This is a genomic window from Neorhizobium sp. USDA 3394, from assembly GCF_056280385.1.
Window position 1 is genome coordinate 410,822 of record NZ_JBWCDU010000002.1, and the last position, 18,949, is coordinate 429,770.

The 18,949-nt window shown below is 58.0% G+C and carries 19 protein-coding genes; 16 read left to right on the top strand and 3 right to left on the bottom strand.

Annotation, left to right across the window (positions count from 1 at the left end; translation table 11 throughout):
• Nucleotides 1–66: 66 nt before the first annotated feature.
• On the bottom strand, nucleotides 67–285 hold the full coding sequence (locus tag ACZ9EJ_RS23460) for a helix-turn-helix domain-containing protein (RefSeq protein ID WP_040125949.1): 219 nt from the start codon (nucleotides 283–285) through the stop codon (nucleotides 67–69).
• A gap of 640 nt (nucleotides 286–925) precedes the next feature.
• On the opposite strand from ACZ9EJ_RS23460, the gene ACZ9EJ_RS23465 reads away from it, so the two are divergent.
• Complete coding sequence (locus tag ACZ9EJ_RS23465) at nucleotides 926–1,393, top strand: hypothetical protein (protein WP_157885370.1); 468 nt, start codon at nucleotides 926–928, stop codon at nucleotides 1,391–1,393.
• A 535-nt stretch (nucleotides 1,394–1,928) separates the two neighbouring features.
• On the opposite strand, the gene ACZ9EJ_RS23470 is transcribed toward ACZ9EJ_RS23465, so the two are convergent.
• Complete coding sequence (locus ACZ9EJ_RS23470) at nucleotides 1,929–2,486, bottom strand: TetR/AcrR family transcriptional regulator (protein ID WP_040125952.1); 558 nt, start codon at nucleotides 2,484–2,486, stop codon at nucleotides 1,929–1,931.
• 98 nt (nucleotides 2,487–2,584) lie between these two features.
• Between ACZ9EJ_RS23470 and ACZ9EJ_RS23475 the strand changes: the two genes are divergently transcribed.
• From ACZ9EJ_RS23475 to ACZ9EJ_RS23545, 15 genes are all read left to right on the top strand, one after another.
• Entirely contained in the window at nucleotides 2,585–3,868 is a 1,284-nt protein-coding gene (locus ACZ9EJ_RS23475; RefSeq protein ID WP_046635202.1) for an NAD(P)/FAD-dependent oxidoreductase, read from the top strand.
• A 40-nt stretch (nucleotides 3,869–3,908) separates the two neighbouring features.
• On the top strand, nucleotides 3,909–4,229 hold the full coding sequence (locus tag ACZ9EJ_RS23480; protein WP_040125954.1) for a DMT family transporter: 321 nt from the start codon (nucleotides 3,909–3,911) through the stop codon (nucleotides 4,227–4,229).
• A 160-nt stretch (nucleotides 4,230–4,389) separates the two neighbouring features.
• Nucleotides 4,390–4,521 (top strand): hypothetical protein, encoded by a 132-nt coding sequence (locus ACZ9EJ_RS23485; RefSeq protein ID WP_255743310.1) that lies wholly within the window; start codon nucleotides 4,390–4,392, stop codon nucleotides 4,519–4,521.
• A gap of 288 nt (nucleotides 4,522–4,809) precedes the next feature.
• Nucleotides 4,810–6,252: an APC family permease gene (locus ACZ9EJ_RS23490; RefSeq protein ID WP_046635200.1), complete on the top strand. Its 1,443-nt coding sequence runs from the start codon at nucleotides 4,810–4,812 to the stop codon at nucleotides 6,250–6,252.
• Between the two features lie 63 nt (nucleotides 6,253–6,315).
• Entirely contained in the window at nucleotides 6,316–7,803 is a 1,488-nt protein-coding gene (locus ACZ9EJ_RS23495) for an aldehyde dehydrogenase (RefSeq protein ID WP_046635198.1), read from the top strand.
• Between the two features lie 8 nt (nucleotides 7,804–7,811).
• Nucleotides 7,812–9,032 (top strand): NAD(P)/FAD-dependent oxidoreductase, encoded by a 1,221-nt coding sequence (locus ACZ9EJ_RS23500; protein WP_046635196.1) that lies wholly within the window; start codon nucleotides 7,812–7,814, stop codon nucleotides 9,030–9,032.
• A 2-nt stretch (nucleotides 9,033–9,034) separates the two neighbouring features.
• Nucleotides 9,035–10,426, top strand: a complete 1,392-nt coding sequence (locus ACZ9EJ_RS23505) for an aldehyde dehydrogenase family protein (RefSeq protein ID WP_046635195.1) — start codon at nucleotides 9,035–9,037, stop codon at nucleotides 10,424–10,426.
• Nucleotides 10,427–10,438: 12 nt separating this feature from the next.
• Nucleotides 10,439–11,725 carry an aspartate aminotransferase family protein gene (locus ACZ9EJ_RS23510; protein ID WP_046635193.1) on the top strand — a complete coding sequence of 429 codons (1,287 nt, stop codon included), beginning with the start codon at nucleotides 10,439–10,441 and terminating at the stop codon, nucleotides 11,723–11,725.
• Nucleotides 11,726–11,734: 9 nt separating this feature from the next.
• Nucleotides 11,735–12,055, top strand: coding sequence for a 2Fe-2S iron-sulfur cluster-binding protein (locus ACZ9EJ_RS23515; protein ID WP_046635191.1), 321 nt, complete (start codon nucleotides 11,735–11,737; stop codon nucleotides 12,053–12,055).
• A gap of 9 nt (nucleotides 12,056–12,064) precedes the next feature.
• A complete protein-coding gene (gene speB / locus ACZ9EJ_RS23520; RefSeq protein ID WP_046635189.1) occupies nucleotides 12,065–13,012 on the top strand; it encodes an agmatinase in 948 nt (315 codons plus the stop codon).
• A gap of 17 nt (nucleotides 13,013–13,029) precedes the next feature.
• Complete coding sequence (locus ACZ9EJ_RS23525) at nucleotides 13,030–14,250, top strand: cytochrome P450 (protein ID WP_040125961.1); 1,221 nt, start codon at nucleotides 13,030–13,032, stop codon at nucleotides 14,248–14,250.
• A 7-nt stretch (nucleotides 14,251–14,257) separates the two neighbouring features.
• Nucleotides 14,258–15,064 carry a coniferyl-alcohol dehydrogenase gene (locus tag ACZ9EJ_RS23530; protein WP_046635188.1) on the top strand — a complete coding sequence of 269 codons (807 nt, stop codon included), beginning with the start codon at nucleotides 14,258–14,260 and terminating at the stop codon, nucleotides 15,062–15,064.
• Nucleotides 15,065–15,073: 9 nt separating this feature from the next.
• Nucleotides 15,074–16,453 carry an acyclic terpene utilization AtuA family protein gene (locus ACZ9EJ_RS23535; protein ID WP_040125963.1) on the top strand — a complete coding sequence of 460 codons (1,380 nt, stop codon included), beginning with the start codon at nucleotides 15,074–15,076 and terminating at the stop codon, nucleotides 16,451–16,453.
• A complete protein-coding gene (locus ACZ9EJ_RS23540) occupies nucleotides 16,450–16,767 on the top strand; it encodes a DUF4387 domain-containing protein (protein ID WP_040125964.1) in 318 nt (105 codons plus the stop codon). Before ACZ9EJ_RS23535 ends, ACZ9EJ_RS23540 begins: the two co-directional genes overlap by 4 nt.
• A 4-nt stretch (nucleotides 16,768–16,771) precedes the next feature.
• Entirely contained in the window at nucleotides 16,772–18,283 is a 1,512-nt protein-coding gene (locus ACZ9EJ_RS23545) for a fumarate hydratase (RefSeq protein WP_040125965.1), read from the top strand.
• On the opposite strand, the gene ACZ9EJ_RS23550 is transcribed toward ACZ9EJ_RS23545, so the two are convergent.
• A complete protein-coding gene (locus ACZ9EJ_RS23550; protein WP_040125966.1) occupies nucleotides 18,280–18,882 on the bottom strand; it encodes a TetR/AcrR family transcriptional regulator in 603 nt (200 codons plus the stop codon). The genes ACZ9EJ_RS23545 and ACZ9EJ_RS23550 overlap by 4 nt on opposite strands.
• Nucleotides 18,883–18,949 lie beyond the last annotated feature (67 nt).

The window sequence follows — 18,949 nt, forward strand, 5'->3', positions numbered from 1 at the left end:
ACCGAAAGGCCCGGCTCTTGTCGGGGGCGGGATCTAACTGCCGTCGGGGCGTCTCGAACAGTGGCGCTACTTCTCGTGCTCGGTCGCCCGCGCGAAACGTACACCTACGCCCCCGCCATTCTCCGGAATGAATTCGATACCGGCTGCTTCGATGGCGCTCTGGACAGCAAAAATTGTCGAGGCGCGCAAGTTCTCACCTCGTTCGAGTCTCGCAATCGTGTCTGGGGAAACCCCGGCATTCCTGGCCAGATCACGCGTGCCCCAGCCTAGAGCTGTCCGAGCCATTTTGCACTGGATCGGCTTCAATTCGTATCACCGATACGATTTTTTATTGAAATGCAAATCATCTACCGTTATCGTATCCCTGTTACGAATTAATCCAGCCTTCGTCCCTTAGCGTAAGGCTCAACCACAACCTGGTTTCTGGAGCTTGGATCATGGCTGATTCTGAGAATAGCAGAACTTTGTCTGCAATCACCCGCCGAAAGTTACTGTATGCACCGACAGCTCTCTCCGTGACATGCGGGCTGGCGGGAAGGCTCTGCGTCGCGGCAACAGCCGCGGGGTCGGAGCGGAGAGCTAGGCGCACGGCAACGCTCGGCACAAGATCGCGTCTCATCGAAAGGACTCGCCTGTTGCCACGATCGAACGCAACTACATCCAGAGCTGTGTCGCCACAGCGAACCGCGGTTTCCGGACCTGCGGGTGATCTTCACGGATCTTGATACCACCGGAGGTGTTTCCAATGGCTTGTTCTGGGAATAAGGGCGCCGTACTCAATACAACGCGCCGAACGTCCCTGGCCGCGGCTGCTGCGTCGATTGCGGCGACGTCAGCGGCTGGCAGGTCTGCGAGGGGAGGGGATCGAACCGATCAAGTCGACCCGGCGGTCTCGCTGTGGAGGGACTGGCTGGCAGCCCACAGATTGTACAGTGAGGCTTGCCGTCGTCAGCAGAAGCTCGAAACCGAGATGCTTCGGGAACTTGGCAGCTTCCCACGTGTGAAAATCGGCTTCTCCGAGGGCGACGGCTTCATGTGGGCCTACACCACGGAAGAGATCGATCGCCTTCTCCCGAACCCCGATCAGACGGAGACACGACGAGCGGCCCGAGCGAAGCTGGCGGAACGCCGTGCCGACTGGAACGCGGTGGACGCCCGGATCGGTTACTCCCGCGCCAAGAAGGCGGAGGCGGAACTCGCAGAAGTCGAAAGCGCCTTGGCAAAGGAGTTGTGGAACACCTCATCTCAATCCGTCGCCGGCATCGCTGCGAAGCTGCACTGTGTGCTGGAGACAGAGGACCCCGGATCGGGCCTGGAGGAGGCGCCGTGGCCAGAGCTCAGAACCATCCTTTCTGATTTGGTGCAGATTTGCGGGAGCCGGCATCCAGGGTGACCGCCGAGAAAGAGCCTGACTGATCGCGTTCCTGAATCAGCCAGCCGGCGCGGCAAGCTGCCTGCCCTGAGATTGCCGCGTCGCTGCTCCGCTGCTTGCATTGCGGAAGGTGTCAAATGTAGCGCACGGTCATCCAGGATCTCAGATCCGCCGATGATGGCAACGTTCAGTCATTAAGGTGCTAGACAATGTACGATTTTACGGTGGTCCATTCCAGTCGGGAGATCGACCGTCTTTTGCCCAACGCTTGATCAGGATGAAATGCGGCGGCAAGCAAAGGCCGTATTGGCGGCCCGCCGGAGTGAGTGGAAGAAAGGCTGACAAGCGGGTCGGATATACGACGGCGAAGAAAGCCGAGGAGGAAATCGCAGATGTCGAGGAGGCGTTGGCAAAGGACTTGTGGAGCACCACGCCTCGATCCGTCGCCGGCGTCGCGGTGAAGCTGCATTCCCTCCTGGGAATTGAGGATCCGGGCTCTGCCCTAGGTGGCATTTCGTAGTTTGATCGTCAGGCGACGCACTTGACCGCATCGGCGCTACACGTCGCCCTCTCCATGGACGAGAAGCTTGTCGATCAGCGTGAAAATGCGGTCCCAGCGGTCTTGATCAATATCAATCAGCTTGAGAAACTTTAGAAAAAAGGCGCCTTCCGCAGCAAGGAAGGCGAGCAGAGCGCGTTCGTCATTCTCATTATCGTCCTGCAAGCCGTCGATCCGTCGCGCGTACCACCTGCGAGCGCTTTCGAGATGCTCCGTCGACTGCAGGAGGGATATCAGCAGGCTTACTGCGCGCGAGTGTGTGGCTTCATCCTGCTGATGTGTGACCTTCACATGGGCGGCGACCTTCCTGGCTGGGGACGCAGGCCCGTCACCCAGATAGTCGCGAAAGCGCCGGTCGTCTTCCGACATCCACTTATCAAGCATGGCGGCAATCAAAGCGTCCTTCGTGCCGAAGGATGACTGCACGCCGCCCTTGGTAATGCCTGCAGCCTTGGCAACCGCGTCGATCGTCAAGGCGGCCGCGCCCCGTTCACTGACGATCCCTTCTGCAAGCGCAATCACTCGGTCCTTATCAACGGTGTGGCGTGCGCCCATGCAGGAACTCCTTGAAATTTTCAATTACGAGCGTATTTTCACAGTCAAAATACGCTCGTATTTTAAGGTATGCGCGTTAAAGATCAAGGAGAATGCACATGCAGAACCACCATCGAAAAAGGGTGATTATCGTTGGAGGGGGCTTTGGAGGCCTTGCTGCGGCGAACGCGATGTCGGGCTCTGAGTTGGATGTAATCCTGATCGATCGCACCAATCATCATCTGTTCCAGCCGCTGTTGTACCAAGTCGCAACCGCCGCGCTTTCGCCAGCGGATATCGCCTCGGCGTCCCGCAGCCTGCTTGCAAGGGCCGGCAATGTGTCGGTTATCCTGGAAGAGGTTGTCGGCGTGGACGCCGACCGTAAACAGGTCCTAACGGCGAAATCCGGCAAGGTCGCGTTTGACTACCTGGTCCTGGCAACCGGTGCGGACTACAGTTTCTTCGGCCACAACGAGTGGCAGCCTGTCGCGCCGGTTCTCAAGACACTTGACGACGCATTGGGCATCCGCGAGCGACTTCTGTCGGCCTTTGAGGCTGCAGAGGGTGCCGACAACACTACTGACGTAGAGCCGCTGCTGACGTTCGCGGTGATTGGTGGTGGGCCGACCGGTGTCGAGCTGGCGGGCGCGATCGCGGAACTCACGCGTGCCATGCTCAAAAGTAATTACCGGCGCCTGTCCTCATCCAAGGTCCGCATCCTGCTGGTTGAGGCAGGCCCCCGTGTGCTGTCGGCCTTCACTGAAAACCAGTCGCAGTATGCCCTCAAGGCGCTGCGCGCACATGGGGTTGAGGTTATCCTGAGCGCAGCTGTTGAACACATCGACGCCTATGGGATGGTGGTTGCCGACACACGGATCTCCACCCAGAACGTCTTCTGGGCGGCCGGAACACAAGCCCGGCCGGCCGGCGCCTGGCTGGGCGCGGAATGTGCACGTAACAACTCGATTAAAGTGCTGGATGATTGCTCGGTGCCAGGTCACCCGGATATTTTTGCGATCGGGGACGTTTCGAGCTACCAGATCGGGGGGAAGCCGCTGCCCGGACTGGCGCCCGTGGCTAAGCAGCAGGGCCGCTACGTCGGGCGCCTGATCATCGCCCGCGCGGCCGGCCGCAAGACGTCCCGGGCGTTCCGCTATCGCAATTGGGGCACCATGGCTGTCATCGGGCGATCCAAGGCCATTGCCGATTTTGGGTGGCTACGCCTTCGCGGCTACCCGGCATGGGCGGCCTGGTCAATGGTGCATCTGTTCCTGCTCATCGATTTCCGCAGCAAGCTCACCGTCTATGTGAACTGGGCCTGGGCTTGGTTTACACGCGGGCGCGGAGCGCGGCTTCTAACGCGGACGGTGGCGCGTCGGCCGGACGCCACAAGGACTCGATAACAGTCCAAAACTCTCCCACATTCACAGCATAGGTGTAAAAATGGCTTGGCTCTATCTGATACTTGGCGGCGTCTTCGAAGTCGGATTCACGACCTGCATGCGCTTCACGGACGGCTTCCGTAACATCCCCTGGACGCTCGCGTTCATGGTGTGCATCATCCTGAGCATGGTGCTGCTGGAAATGGCAACGCGGGTAATTCCTCTAGGCACGGGATACGCGATCTGGACCGGAATCGGCGCCCTTGGCACAGTCGCAATCGGCATGGCATTTTTTGGTGAACCGGCAACTCCGGTCCGCATCCTGCTGGTGCTGGGCGTCGTAGGGTGCATCGCCGGCCTGAAGCTGACGTCCGGCCACTAGTTCTCCTCGACCGGCCGGATTCGCGTCTTTCCCCTCGCAATAATGTATCGTGGTGAGCTCGTGCAAGCGCTGCTAAGGGAGCACTTTTCCTTGGCATAAAAGCCCCATGATTGACCGGCGCATCTCTCTCTCATTACCTTACTGCCGCTTGTTGAGGGCCATGCTGATCACGCTCGCGGGCATAAACATGATCAATGCGCACCACCACGCCTATCTGGTCGCTTTGTTTACCTCCGCGATGAAGCTCGTAGTGGCGCCGGAGGTGTGGTTCGTGATCGACCCGATGCAGTGATAGGCTTCTGCCAGTCAGCCGGACCGGCCGCCTTCCTGCAGCAATGTGCTAGGCTCGACCCTCCGATACCGTAGGTTTGATCAACCGATGCGGCCAGTCGAGACCCGCAAATATCGTCCTTGTTCTTGAACCCACTCCGACTGCCACCGCCCGTTGCACACGGGCGGTGATTAATAAACGGGCAGCGTCAGCAATTGCTAAATTTTGTGCGTCGCAGCAACGAATTCCTTTGACAACAGTTACTAATTCTTTTTTAAAACAACTGTTGTATAAAAAAGAGGGAACAACATGTCGCACGAAGCGTCTGCTCCGACGCTCAGGAAAGACGCGCTGGGCGTCCTGAGCATTGTGCTTCTCGTCATCGCAACAAACGGACCGCTGACGGTCATCATCGGTGCGGTTCCAACTGCCATCGCCTTCGGCAACGGTTTGGGCTTGCCGTCGGTCTTTCTGCTGATCGGTCTAGCGTATCTGATCTTCAGCATCGGCTTCGCAGCGATGTCTCACCACATCAAGAATGCTGGCGCGTTCTACGCTTACGTTTCCAATGGTCTGGGGCATCCGGCCGGGGTAGGGGCTGCATTCCTGGCAGTCGTCGCGTACGCCAGTTTGAATCTAGCCCTATACGGCATGTTCGGCCTCTTCGGCTCGATGCTCTTCACGAGGGTGACTGGTCTCGAACTTCCCTGGTGGATCATCTGTGCCGCCTTCGTCGCAATCGTTCACGTGTTCGCAAGCCGAAACATACAGTTCAACGGTCGCGTCCTCGGTCTGCTGATGCTGGCGGAAGTCGGCATTGCGCTAGTCTTCAATGTTGGCGTTCTTTTCCAGGGGCCCGGACCGGATGGTTGGGTCATGGAGTCGTTCCAGCCTTCCGTTGTCTTTACGCCGGGTTTTGGCTCCGCAGTGGTATTCGTCATCGCCGCGTTCATGGGCTTCGAAACCGCCGCAATCTATTCAGAAGAGGTCCGTAACCCGAAGCGAAACATTCCTCTCGCCCTTTTCTTTGCTGTCGCGGTTATCACGCTTCTCGATGGCTCGGCGACCTGGTTTATGATTTCCGCCTACGGCACGGAGCTGGCCCTTGCTCAAGCCGCCAGCAACCCCGGGATGATCTGGTTCGATATCGCTACTAAGGTCTTGGGTGGTTGGGCTGCAACCGCCATGGAACTGCTTATGATCACGTCGCTATTTGCTGCGATCTTGAGCTTCCAGAATACGCTTTCCCGCTATTTCTTCTCCTTGGGTCGTGAAGGCGTGATCTGGACCGGTTTTGCCAAGCTGCATCCGACCCAGCAATCACCGCATGTGGCCAGTGCATTTCAGAGTGGCCTCATGCTGGTGGGCGTATTGGTTGCAGGTCTGCTCGGCGTCGATCCTATCACCCAGCTTATGCCTGTCGCAGCAGCTCCGGCTTCCATCGCAATTGTCGCTGTGCAGGTTCTCACAGCTATCGCAGTCATTGGCTTCTTCCGCTCCAATCCGCGCGACACCAATCTTTGGCAGCGCCTCATCGCGCCGGCCATCAGCATTGCAGTTCTGGGTTGGATCCTCTGGATGATGGTCACAAACGTCGCCTGGCTCACCGGTGGCCAAACGCCCGTTCTCGACATCTTCATTCCGGTCTTCGTCGCCGTGATCGGCGTCGGTGGAGTGGTCTACGCCATGTGGCTGCGCCAGGCTCGCCCGGAGTCATACGCAAAGCTCGCCCGACTTCTCGAGGAAGTTTGAGGGTCTTGCCCGGGGGCTAGTCTCCGGCCCCCGTCTATTTCAGAATTCAAAGGAAATTCCAACGTGTCTATTCGCAGCCTCGACTTCTGGACTCGCCGCGCCACGGAGCTGAAACCTGATGGTCTCGCCTTCATCGCTGGTCGGTTCGTGCAATCGGCGTCTGGCAAGACCTACGAAAATCGGAACCCGGCTACCAATGGGCTGATCAATCTCGTTGCTGAATGCGGGCAGGTGGATGTCGATGGAGCAGTATCGGTAGCTCGTGCCGCATTCGAAGCCGGTGTTTGGTCACGTCGCAGCCCGACGGAACGGAAGCGGGTTCTGTTACGCTTGGCTGATTTGATCGAGCGTGATCTTGAATCGATTGCGTTGCTCGAATCCCTGGATATGGGAAAGCCGGTTCAGGTCGCCTTCTCCTATGAGCTGCCTGATCTTGTCGAATATGTTCGCTGGTTCGCTGAATCCATCGACAAGATTTATGACGAGATCGCTCCTGCGCCACGGGGCAATCTAGCCCTGATCCGACGCGAGGCAGTTGGTGTTGTGGCTGCTGTTGTGCCGTGGAACTTCCCCCTCGACATGGCTGTCTGGAAATGCATTCCTGCCCTGGCAGCTGGCAACTCGGTTATTCTGAAACCTGCTGAGCAATCGCCACTTACTGCGCTTCACCTGGCAAGGCTCATAGCTGAAGCAGGCGTGCCCGATGGCGTGTTCAACGTTCTTCCCGGCTTCGGTGCAGCTGTCGGTCAGCCGCTTGGCCTTCACATGGACGTCGATTGCCTCGCGTTCACCGGCTCCACTGAGGTCGGCAAGAGGTTTCTATCGTATTCCGCTCAGTCCAATATGAAGCTCGCCTGGTTGGAGTGTGGCGGCAAAAGCCCGAACATCATCTTCGACGACACCGACGACCTGGACGCAGCAGCAGAGCTGGCGGCTCGGGTTCACTACAATCAAGGTGAAATTTGCTCTTCGCCGACGCGTCTCATTGTCCAGAAGGGCGTTCATGATGCGTTCCTGGAGAAGGTGATCGCACATTCCCGAGCTTATGCGCCCGGCAACCCTCTCGACCCGAATACGCTCATGGGCTCCATGGTAGATGCCGAGCACTGCGGGCGGGTTATGTCCTACATCGAGAAGGGGCGTGCCGAAGCGAGCCTTGTGCTCGGTGGGAATCGCATCACGATTGGATCGTCAGAGAATTTTATCGAGCCGACGATCTTTGCCGGTGTCACGCCGGGGCACATCATCGCCCAAGAGGAAATCTTCGGGCCGGTACTCTCGGTTCTGTCCTTCGAAACCGAAGCGGAAGCCGTGAGGATGGCCAATGACTCCATCTACGGACTGATGGCGTCGGTGTTCACCTCAAACCTTTCCCGGGCTCATCGAATGTCTGAGTCCCTGCGCGCAGGCACTGTCGCTGTCAACACGGTCGACCTCATTTCGCCGCTGGTTCCTTTTGGAGGCATGCGCCAGTCCGGCAATGGCCGCGACAACTCGCTGCACGCATTTGAGAAGTACACCCAGATGAAAACGACGTGGATCAAATTTTGAGGTTTCCTATGGCAATCGTAATTCTAGGTGCCGGACAGGCCGGATTGCAGATCGCAACCTCGGTTCGTCAGAAGGGCTACACTGGCAAGGTGGTCCTTATCGGCGATGAGCCGCACCCGCCCTATCAGCGTCCTCCGCTCTCGAAGGCCTTCCTCAAGGGCACAACAGACGCGGCGAGCCTGATCTTCCGTCCGGCAGAAGCACTCGCTGCCCAAGGCATCGACCTTATTCTTGGTCAGAAGGCACGTCGCATCGACCTTATCGCAAAGACTGTCGAAATCAACGATGGGACCGTCTCGTATGAGAAATTGGCACTTGCCCTAGGAGCAAGGCCTCGGCAGCTCGCTGTGCCTGGCGCAGATTTAGAGGGCGTCTATTCGCTACGAGGCCTGGCCGATGGCCAGAAGCTTATGTCTGCCCTGACGTCAGCGAACAACGTGGTCATCGTCGGTGGCGGCTTCATCGGCCTTGAGGTTGCCGCAACTGCAGTCGCCGCTGGTAAGGTGGTGACCGTTCTGGAAGCTGGCCCTAGGGTGATGGCGCGTGCCGTCGCACCTCAAATCTCCACTTGGTTCGACAAGATGCACCGCGACATGGGAACGCGGATTGTTACCTCGGCAGTGATCGCGTGGATCGATGGCACTGATCACGTCAAGACCGTTACCCTTGGAGACGGTGAGGTCATTGCCGCCGATCTCGTTCTGGTTGGCATCGGAGCTGTGCCCAATACCGAGATCGCAGCAGAGGCCGGTCTCGAATGCCCCAATGGCGTGCTTGTCGATGCAGTTGGTCGTACCGCCGATTCTGATATTTTCGCCGCCGGTGATTGCGCCTTCCATCCCAACAGGTTTGCAGGAAGCTACGTCCGGTTGGAAAGCGTGCAGAATGCTATCGATCAGTCGAAGACTGTTGCTGCGGCAATGTTGGACGAAACTGCGTCGTACGATGCAGTGCCATGGTTCTGGTCTGACCAGGGCCAGGCAAAATTGCAAACGACCGGTCTGCCGTTCGCCGCCGAGAGACACGTCGTTCGTGGTGATCCCGAGGCAGGAAAGTTCACGGTTTTCCACCTCAAATCCGGGCGGGTGATCGCAGCCGACAGTGTGAATAGCCCATCTGATCATATGTGCGCTCGCCGCATGGTCGCAGGCGGAATTCCGGTCATCCCAGAAGTACTGGCTGATCCGGCGACTGATCTCAAAACTCTTGCAATGCAGAGGACTGCGTAACGATGACCGATAAATTCGACGTACGAGCACCCTTTGACGGAGCACTTCTCGAGACGTTGACGGCTACCACCGCTGGCGAGGTCGAGAACGCCTTCGAACGCGCCTACCGGGCGTACCGCAACAGGAAAGGGTGGTTGCCAAAGGTTGAGCGCATCGCGGTTCTCCGCCGGGTTGCGAACATCGTTCGTGAACGCCGCGAACAGCTCGCTCTTCAGGTTTCTTCAGAATCCGGCAAGCCGCTCAAGGATGCGCTGATTGAAGTTGACCGTGGGATCGATGGCATCGAGCTTTCTGTTGAGATCCTTCGCAACGAAGGCGGTCACGTTATCCCGATGGACATCAATGCGACTTCTGCGGGTCGGGTAGCGTTCACGCAGATGGAACCGATTGGGGTTGTCCTGGCGATTGCCGCCTTTAACCATCCGTTCAACCTCGTCATCCACCAGGTTGCGCCGGCTGTTGCCGCCGGTGCTCCGGTCATTGTGAAACCATCTCCCAAGACGCCGCTGAGCTGCCGCGCGGTGATTGAGATTTTCCGTGAGGCTGGCCTTCCTGAAGTCTGGGCGCAGATGGTTCTGCCCCTCGATATGGAAGTCGTCGGTCGTATGGTATCCGATCCCCGCGTGGCATTTCTGACCTTCATCGGTTCGGCTGCGGTCGGTTGGAAGCTTCGGTCAAACCTCGCTCCGGGTGCACGTTGCGCGTTGGAGCACGGGGGCGTGGCTCCTGTCATCGTTGCTGCTGATGCTGACCTCTCGTCCGTCGTTCCGCGTCTCGGCCGTGCCGGTTTTTGGCATGCTGGCCAGGCATGCGTGTCGGTTCAGCGAGTCTATTGTGCCAACTCTGTCCTCGACGACGTTGTCTCGGGCCTGTCGGGCGTCGCAGCGGCAATGAAGATTGGTGATCCGACAAAGATTGAAACGGACGTCGGTCCGTTGATCACTCATGCGGAGGCGGACCGCGTTGCTGATTGGGTTGCTCGTTCTGGTGCCAAGATCGCGGCGGGTGGCGACCGCCTGACGGAGAGCACATACGCGAATACGGTTCTCGTAAACCCTGATGCGCATGCTGATGTTTCGCGAAGGGAGGTCTTCGGTCCCGTTATCTGCGTCTATGGATTTGACGATATCGACGCTGCTCTCGCGCAGGCGAACGATCTTCCGTTCTCGTTCCAGGCTGCGGTCTTCACCCGCAACATCGATACCGCGATGCACTGCTACCGCCACTTGGATGGCACAGCCATCATGGTCAATGAGCACCCGCTCTTCCGCGTCGACTGGATGCCTTTTGCAGGTGCTCGGCACTCCGGCCTCGGCGTAGGCGGTATCCCCCACACCATCCGCGACATGCAGACCGAGAAGATGATGGTCTGGCGGTCTGACGCACTGAATTGAGGACGACTTGAGATGAGCAACAATCAATCGCTTTTGGCGCGGCGCAAGGCAGCCGTTCCGGCCGGTGCAGCATCTGCATACACCATATTCGCTGCGCGTGCCGAAGGTTCCCAAGTTTGGGACGCAGATGGCAAGCAGTACATCGACTTCGCAGCGGGAATTGCCGTCATGAACGTCGGGCACCACCATCCGAAGGTGACTGCCGCCGTGACCCAACAACTCGGCCACTATGCCCACGTGGCCTATCCGGTCCAGGCCTATGAGCCATATATCGCAGTTTGCGAACGCCTCAACGAGGCTGCCCCGATTGCCGATGCTACTTCCGTTCTCTTCACGACGGGTGCTGAGGCAACCGAGAATGCCGTGAAGATTGCTCGGATCGCAACCGGTCGGCCCGGTATCATCGCCTTCACTGGATCATTCCATGGCAGAACGAACCTGGCGCTTTCGCTGACAGGGAAGGTTGCGCCGCTGCGCGCGAACTATCCTCATTTCCAACCGGGCGTCTTCCATGTCCCGTTCCCAGTGCCAGCACATGGTATGAGCGAAGAAGATAGCCTGAAGGCGCTCGACTATCTGTTCAAGTCGTCGATCTCTCCGGAACAGGTAGCAGGCATCATCATTGAGCCAGTGCAGGGTGAGGGCGGGTACTACCAAGCCCCGGTCGCATTCGTTCGGCGTCTACGTGAGATCTGCGATCAGCATGGCATCCTCCTTATCGCTGACGAGATTCAGTCGGGGTTCGCCAGGACCGGACGATTTTTCGCTATAGAGCATGCCGAAGTTGAGCCCGATCTCATCGCCGTCGGGAAGGCCATCGGTGGAGGTCTGCCGCTTGCAGGTCTTATCGGTAAGCGGTCCATCATGGATACGACGCAGCCAGGTTCTCTTGGCGGCACCTATGCCGGGAACCCGCTCTCCTGCGCCGCAGCCCTCGCTGTTTTCGATCTGATAGAAGAGGAGAACCTCCTTCAACGGTCAGTTTCCGTCGGCGACAAGTTGAAGATTGAGCTGGAGAAGATCGCGGCCCGCAACGAAGTCGTTCCTGTCGGCGCGATCCGAGGCGTAGGTTCGATGGTAGCCTTTGAAATCTTCAAGGACGACGGCGAGACCCCTGATCCCGACGCAACTAAGGCTCTCGCCAATCGTGCCGTCGCCGAAGGCCTTCTCGTACTTCCGTGCGGCTTCTGGGGAAACACGATCCGTATCGCGCCTGCGCTGACAATCACCGACGAAGATCTCGAAGAGGGCGTCGCTCGGTTGGCTCGTGCGCTTCTGTCTGACTCCGTCTCGAAGTGAGGTGACACCATGACAACGATCCATTTCCAATCGCCAAGTGGCGAAGTAACGACCCTGAAGGGTGTGGTCGGGCAATCCATCATGGAACTCGCGACATCAAACGGTGTGTCAGCTATCGAGGCAGATTGTGGTGGCGCTTGCGCTTGCGCGACCTGTCACGTGATCGTGGACCAGTCGTGGACCGAGCGTCTGCCTGCACCTGGTGTTATGGAACGGGACATGCTGGACTTCGTCGCTGAACCAACATCCACGAGTCGTTTGTCCTGCCAGTTGCACATCACTGACGACCATGACGGTCTTCTGCTTCATCTCCCCAGCAAGCAATCGTGAGACTCAGTGATGGGTAACTTCAATCAGCCTTTGGGCGGAAACGAAATGCCCCGTTTCGGTGGGACCGCCACCATGATGCGGTTGCCGAGCGTGCCCACGCCGGAGGGCTTGGATGCCTGCTTCATCGGCGTCCCGATCGACATCGGTGCGTCCTGGCGCGCTGGCACACGGTTTGGCCCCAGAGCTATCCGTGCGGAATCCTGCTTGCTCCGTCCGTTCAACGTCGCCACGGGAGCTGCTCCGTTCGAAAGCCTCCAGGTAGCTGACGTAGGCGACGTGGCGATCAACACGTTCAATCTTCCGGACAGTTCTCGCCGCATCCGCGACGCGTATGAGGAACTGCTTCGCTATCCTGTCCGTCCCATCACCTTGGGCGGCGATCACTCCATTACCTTCCCGATCCTGCAGGCCGTCGCAGATAGGCACGGTCCGGTAGCGTTGATCCATATCGATGCCCATGCCGACATCAACGATTCGATGTTCGGAGAGCCGATTGCTCACGGGACGACGTTCAACCGTGCCTACGAAGCAGGGGCAATCATTCCGGAATTGACGTTCCAGATCGGATTGCGCGGGACCGGCTACTCTCCAGAGGACTTCAATTGGTCTCGTAGCCGAGGTTTCACGGTCGTATCTGCTGACGACTGTTGGGGCAAATCCTTGGTGCCGCTGATCGATGAAATTCGCGCTAAGATTGGCAATGCCAAGACTTACATCAGCTTCGACATCGACGCGCTCGATCCGTCGTACGCGCCGGGGACCGGCACGCCTGAGATTGGTGGCCTGACGTCGTGGCAGGGCCTTCAGCTTATCCGTGGTTGCCGTGGTCTCGATGTCGTCGGTGCCGACATTGTCGAAGTCTCGCCACCCTATGACCCTTCCGGGAATACCGCGCTCGTTGCTGCGAACCTCGCGTTCGAGCTTCTCTGCGTCCTTCCCGGCGTTTCCTACAACTGAGTCTGGAGGAGGCTCCCATGACCATTGATGTCAATGAAATCAATCTGGCGGATCACAGCTTCTGGCGACGTCCAGACCGTGATGAGGGTTTCGCAATCCTTCGCCGCAAACGGCCGGTCAGCTGGCATGAGTTCCCCGAAGGCCCGGAACAGGGCATGCAAGGTTTTTGGTCGGTCACGCGCTACGATGACATCGTCGCTGTGAGCCAGGATGCCAAGACCTTCCGGAACAGTCCAACCACCTATATCGGTGACCAGTCAGTCGAAGAGGCCCGCCAGGAAGGCTGGTTCCTGAACATGGATGCACCCGAGCACTTCAAGCTTCGCCAGGTGGTCTCCAAGATTTTCTCGCCAACTGGTGTTCAGACTTTGGCTCGCACGGCCGCTCAGCACGCGGAAGGACTGGTACTCGCCGCAAAGGAAAAGGCCGCATGTGACTTCGCCACCGAAGTTGCCCAACCGTTCCCTGTCGCGGTCATCTGCGACATCCTTGGTGCCCCGGCAAGCGACCGCAAACACCTTCATAGACTAACGGTCACCGCACTTGCTGGCGATGCACCTGAGATGGGGGGGGCCGACAAGGTTCCTGCTGCCTTCGCTGAACTGAACGTGTACGGCGCAGAGCTGTCGCGTGAACGCCGTAAAAACCCGAAAGACGATGTGGTCTCGCTCTTCATCGCCACCGAGATCGACGGCCGCAAATTCAACGATGACGAGGTCGGATATTTCTTCCAGCTTCTGGTGACGGCGGGCATGGAAACGACAGGGACTGTGGGCGGTCATATGATGCGTCTGTTCCTGGAGAACCCCGATCAGATGGCGATATGGGCTGCCGATCCGGACGCAATTGCTCAGACCGGCGTCGAAGAACTGGTGCGCATGGTATCGCCGGTGCAGCATATGCGCCGTACCGCGGCAGCCAACATCGAAATCGGCGGTCAGCAGATCGCCGAGGGAGACAAGGTTGTCGTGTGGTACAATTCCGGCAACAAGGACGATGCCAAGTTCGAGAATCCCTTCAGCTTCGACGTGAAGCGGAACCCAAACCCTCACATTGGATTTGGCGGTGGTGGACGTCACACCTGTCTGGGCGCGCATCTAGCTCGCCTCGAACTTCCAATGCTGGCCAAGGCTTCGTTGCAACATCTCAAAAACATAGAACCAGCGGGCGATGCCGTGTTTGTGCCGTCCCGCTTTGTGAACGGTTTGGCGTCGCTGCCGATCCGGTACACTGCGTGAGGCTCACATGACACATGAAAACAAGACCTACGTCCTGACGGGCGTTTCCTCCGGTGTCGGTGCAGCGGTCGTGGCAGACCTTTCGGGCCGTGGTGCCAAGATCATCGGATTGGATCGCGTTGAGCCGAAAGGCAGTGTCAGCACATTCTTCAAGTGCGACTTGGCTGACCCCCATCAAATCGATGCAGCGGTTCAGGCTATCGCTGAACCTATCGATGGGCTGGTGAACATCGCGGGCGTCCCGGGTTCGTTCAAGGTCGAAACCATCGCGCAGGTGAATTACCTGGCGGTTCGTCGCCTGACCGACGCGTTGCTGCCTCGGATTCGTGACTTCGGAGCCGTCGTAAACATCGCGTCGACAGCCGGTGCAAATTGGCGGGCGCGAACAGGGATGATCAAAACTCTGATCGCAAAAAGCGACTGGAAGGAGGGGCTCGCGCACTTTCTCTCTTTCGGTCTCGATAGCGTGACGGCTTATGACGTCTCCAAGGAGGCCGTTATCTTGTATTCGATGCTGGCGTCCAGTCGTGAGCGTCACCGTGGGGTGCGGGTGAACACTGTAAGTCCAGGAGCCGTTCAGACCCCAATCCTCGACACCTTTTACGAAACAATGGGCGAAGACCTGCTGGGTCGGCTCAGGTCGCAGGCCGGGGGCAGGGATGCTCGTCCAGGTGAGATGTGCGGTCCGATTGCCTTCCTGCTTTCCCAAGAGGCGTGCTGGGTGAACGGAACCGACATCATCATCGACGGCGGAGCTGAAGTCCTAATGAATCTCGATGACCTCGCCATCCCGGCACAGTCTCTCTCTTTCTAAGGTGTCAGTATGACCGCGAACGCGTCGATCAAGGTTCTCTCACCGACGGCTATCCTGGGATACGGTTTCCCAGAGAAGTCGTTCGCCGCAGCCATGCTTCTTAATCCCGACGTTATCGCGGTCGATGCTGGATCCAGCGATCCCGGCCCGTACTATCTCGGAGCGGGGGTTTCCTTCACCAATAGGGCTGCGGTGAAGCGTGACCTTCGGATCATGCTGACCGCTGCTCGCGAGCGGAACATCCCTGTTCTCGTCGGCAGCGCCGGTGGTTGTGGTGCACGACCTCATCTCGATTGGACTGTCGATATTGTCAAGGAGATCGCCGCAGAAGAACAGCTATCAGGAAGACTAGCCGTCATCCCAGCGGATGTTTCCAAAGAACTTCTGGTATCATCGATGGCCTCGGGGAGGTTGGTGGCACTGCCTCCGGGTGATCCGGCGAGCGAGGACGATGTTGGATCGTCCACCTATGTGGTTGCCCAGATGGGCGAGGAACCTTTGATCGCTGCGTTGCAGGCCGGCGCAGACGTGATCATCGCGGGCCGGTGCTACGATCCTGCCGTATTTGCAGCGGTTCCAATCAATTGCGGCTTCGACAGAGCGCTCGCGCTTCACATGGGAAAAATCCTGGAATGCGCTGCGATTGCGTCGACACCAGGCAGCGGATCCGACTGTATGATCGGCACACTCGATGCCGAGGGCTTCGTGCTTGAAACCGTAAACCCAGAGCGCGTCTGCACAATCTCTTCGGTCGCGGCGCACACTCTTTATGAGAAGTCTGACCCATATCGACTGCCCGGACCTGGGGGTGCGCTCGATCTACATCAGACCAAATTCGAACAGCTGGAGAATGGGCGTGTTCGCGTCACAGGAACACGCTTCATTCCTAGTGACGACTACTTCGTTAAGGTGGAAGGTGCTCGTCCTCTGGGCTTCCGCACAGTTTCCATCGCAGGCGCTAGAGGACCTGACTTCATAGCAAAGGTCGACGAAATCATTGCCGGCGTGCGAGCCCGCGTCGAAGACAACTTCAGGCAAATGCCGACAGGTAGCTGGGAGCTGATTTTTCGGACCTATGGTCGGGATGGTGTTATGGGTGCGCTGGAGCCGCAGCGCGATCTTACGCCGCACGAACTGGGCATAGTGATCGAGGCAATTGCCAAGACGCAAGACGATGCAGACACTATCTGTTCATTTGCGCGGTCAACGATGCTCCACTTCGGCTACCCTGGTCGTGTATCGACGGCTGGAAACCTCGCATTTCCGTATTCCCCTTCGGATTTCAAGGCAGGACAGGTCTATGCCTTCAGCTTGTATCACCTGCTGAAAGTTGCCGATCCAGTATCTCCGTTCCCTTTTCAGCTTGTGAACCTGGAGGACAGGGCATGACACGTCTGATCGATGTAGCAAGCGTCATTCGGTCGAAAAACGCCGGACCTTACGAGTTGACGTTCGACATCATTTTCCAAGACCGCTTTTGGTTCGAAGAGGCCAAACGGGTCAATCTCATCAATTCTGGACTCATTTGCTCGTTGTACGGCATCGAGGAAAAGGACGTGTTGGACATCATCGCCTTCGAGCCAGCCAACGCAATCAAAGCCACGATCAAACGACCTCTCGTTTCGGGTGCCATCGGGGAAACGGACGTGTACGGCGCTCAGCAGCACGCGCCGCTGTTGTCACTGAAATTTGGGGACGATTGAAATCATGGCCGTCATCTCCGAGCAGGACCTCCGCCAGAGTATCGCCGACGCGCTGCAGTTCGTAAGCTACTTCCATCCAGCTGACTTCATCCGCCACCTCGGCGCGGCTTACGAACGTGAAGAGAGTCCTGCGGCACGCAATGCGATTGGGCAAATCCTCAAGAATTCCAGGATGGCAGCTCTCGGCCGTCGTCCCATCTGTCAGGATACAGGCACGGCCAACATCTTCTTCAAGATCGGCATGGGTGCCCGTATAGACACAACGCGAAGCCTGCAGGAAATCGTCGATGATGCCGTGCGGGATGCCTATCAGGCTGAAGATAATCCGCTTCGAGCCTCGATGGTTCGCGACCCGCTTTTCGACCGGGGAAATACAGGAGACAATTCACCTGGTATCATGCATGTGGAGATGGTTGCGGGAGACGTAATCGGTATCGCCGTCTCGGCCAAAGGTGGGGGCTCGGAAAACAAGGCTAAGTTTGCAGTGCTCGACCCCGGTGAAAGTGTTACCAACTGGGTAGTGAAGACTGTCCAGACGATGGGAGCGGGGTGGTGTCCTCCCGGTATCCTCGGCATTGGTGTAGGAGGGAGCGTTGATAAGTCGATGATCCTGGCCAAGCAGGCCCTGAATGAGCCTCTCGATATGAATGAACTGCTCGCACGTGGACCGAAGGACAAGGCCGAAGAATTCCGCCTGGAAGTTTACCGCCGTGTGAACGACCTCGGGATAGGGGCTCAGGGTCTAGGCGGATTAACGTCGGTTATGGACGTCAAACTCAAAACATTCCCCTGTCACGCCGCATCTTTGCCGGTCGCTCTGATCCCGAACTGCGCCGCGACGAGACACGTCCATTTCACTCTTGATGGCACAGGGCCTGCTCGTTTCGATCCTCCAAATTTGGCCGACTGGCCCGACGTTGGTCTTGAAGCTGGCGCAGACATGCGTAGGGTGAACCTCGACTGTCTCGATAAGGACGTTGTTGCGGACTGGAAGCCCGGCGAGACGCTGCTTCTGTCCGGCACCCTGTACACGGGACGCGATGCTGCTCACAAACGCATGGCCGATGCAATCAGCCGTGGACAGGGGCTGCCCGTCGATCTACGGGAGAAGGCCATTTATTACGTTGGCCCGGTCGATGCAGTGGGTGACGAAGTCATCGGACCGGCGGGGCCAACCACCTCCACGCGCATGGATCGTTACCTGGAAACCGTGCTTCCGGCAACTGGACTGCGGGTTATGGTCGGCAAGGCAGAGCGCGGTCCTGCCGCCATTGAGGCGATCAAGAAGAACGAGGCCGCTTATCTCGTGGCGGTTGGCGGTGCGGCATATCTGGTATCGCAGGCAATCCGGTCAGCCAAAGTCGCCGCTTGGCCCGATCTCGGGATGGAAGCAATCTACGAGCTGAAGGTCGAAGACATGCCGGTGATGGTGGCGGTGGATACGAAAGGGAACTCCATCCACGCCCTTGGTCCGGCGGCTTGGAAAGGTCGAGCATTCGCAGCCTTCACTTTCTAGGCGGCAGCTTCCTTCATATCCTCCACTCCCAAGTTTGTCATCAGGCGATCAAGCAACATGATCCTACGCTCGCTGCTGTAATCTTCTCCGTCGAGCGCAAAGGTGATGAGCAGGCCGTCGGTGGACGCAACCGCGAAATCCACGCGGGTTTCGATCTCCGTAGCCGAGATACCCGGAAGGAGGTTACGCATTTCAGTGCGTAGCCGGTCGCGCCATCTGCCGTAGTTCTTTTTGAATTGCACTCGCAGCTGAGGGTCATGCATCGCTACTTCCCAGAAGGCCAATGCCACGGCGGTTTCGTCGTCATGATCGTAGATTGGCAAGTGTTCTTCGAGGATAATCCGAAGTCTTTCTGGACCTTTGGCATTTTGAAGTCGTTGATCGATTCGGCTGAAAATAAGGTCTGCCACCCCCTCGAACGCGAACTTGATCATCTCGTCTTTGTCGGAAAAGTAATGCGACAGGACGCCGCTACTGAAGCCGCCCGCCCGAGATATAGTGCGCACGGTCGTGCCATTGAGGCCGTGTTCCGATATAACTTTGATTATAAGCCGGACAATCTCGGTCCGGCGCTGATCGTGGTCTACAATCTTTGGCATGATCTCGTTCACACAATTGTTGTGCGATAATAATCTCTCGATTAAGAAATGTCACGCCTTGCTCAGG

Bases quoted from the DNA above. Each gene is read 5' to 3' on its own strand.
- speB (WP_046635189.1), top strand. From the start codon at position 12,065: ATGGGTAACTTCAATCAGCCTTTGGGCGGAAACGAAATGCCCCGTTTC.
- ACZ9EJ_RS23530 (WP_046635188.1), top strand. From the start codon at position 14,258: ATGACACATGAAAACAAGACCTACGTCCTGACGGGCGTTTCCTCCGGT.
- ACZ9EJ_RS23540 (WP_040125964.1), top strand. From the start codon at position 16,450: ATGACACGTCTGATCGATGTAGCAAGCGTCATTCGGTCGAAAAACGCC.
- ACZ9EJ_RS23470 (WP_040125952.1), bottom strand. From the start codon at position 2,486: ATGGGCGCACGCCACACCGTTGATAAGGACCGAGTGATTGCGCTTGCA.
- ACZ9EJ_RS23510 (WP_046635193.1), top strand. From the start codon at position 10,439: ATGAGCAACAATCAATCGCTTTTGGCGCGGCGCAAGGCAGCCGTTCCG.
- ACZ9EJ_RS23485 (WP_255743310.1), top strand. From the start codon at position 4,390: ATGCTGATCACGCTCGCGGGCATAAACATGATCAATGCGCACCACCAC.
- ACZ9EJ_RS23490 (WP_046635200.1), top strand. From the start codon at position 4,810: ATGTCGCACGAAGCGTCTGCTCCGACGCTCAGGAAAGACGCGCTGGGC.
- ACZ9EJ_RS23500 (WP_046635196.1), top strand. From the start codon at position 7,812: ATGGCAATCGTAATTCTAGGTGCCGGACAGGCCGGATTGCAGATCGCA.
- ACZ9EJ_RS23475 (WP_046635202.1), top strand. From the start codon at position 2,585: ATGCAGAACCACCATCGAAAAAGGGTGATTATCGTTGGAGGGGGCTTT.
- ACZ9EJ_RS23460 (WP_040125949.1), bottom strand. From the start codon at position 285: ATGGCTCGGACAGCTCTAGGCTGGGGCACGCGTGATCTGGCCAGGAAT.
- ACZ9EJ_RS23525 (WP_040125961.1), top strand. From the start codon at position 13,030: ATGACCATTGATGTCAATGAAATCAATCTGGCGGATCACAGCTTCTGG.
- ACZ9EJ_RS23545 (WP_040125965.1), top strand. From the start codon at position 16,772: ATGGCCGTCATCTCCGAGCAGGACCTCCGCCAGAGTATCGCCGACGCG.
- ACZ9EJ_RS23550 (WP_040125966.1), bottom strand. From the start codon at position 18,882: ATGCCAAAGATTGTAGACCACGATCAGCGCCGGACCGAGATTGTCCGG.
- ACZ9EJ_RS23480 (WP_040125954.1), top strand. From the start codon at position 3,909: ATGGCTTGGCTCTATCTGATACTTGGCGGCGTCTTCGAAGTCGGATTC.
- ACZ9EJ_RS23535 (WP_040125963.1), top strand. From the start codon at position 15,074: ATGACCGCGAACGCGTCGATCAAGGTTCTCTCACCGACGGCTATCCTG.
- ACZ9EJ_RS23515 (WP_046635191.1), top strand. From the start codon at position 11,735: ATGACAACGATCCATTTCCAATCGCCAAGTGGCGAAGTAACGACCCTG.
- ACZ9EJ_RS23505 (WP_046635195.1), top strand. From the start codon at position 9,035: ATGACCGATAAATTCGACGTACGAGCACCCTTTGACGGAGCACTTCTC.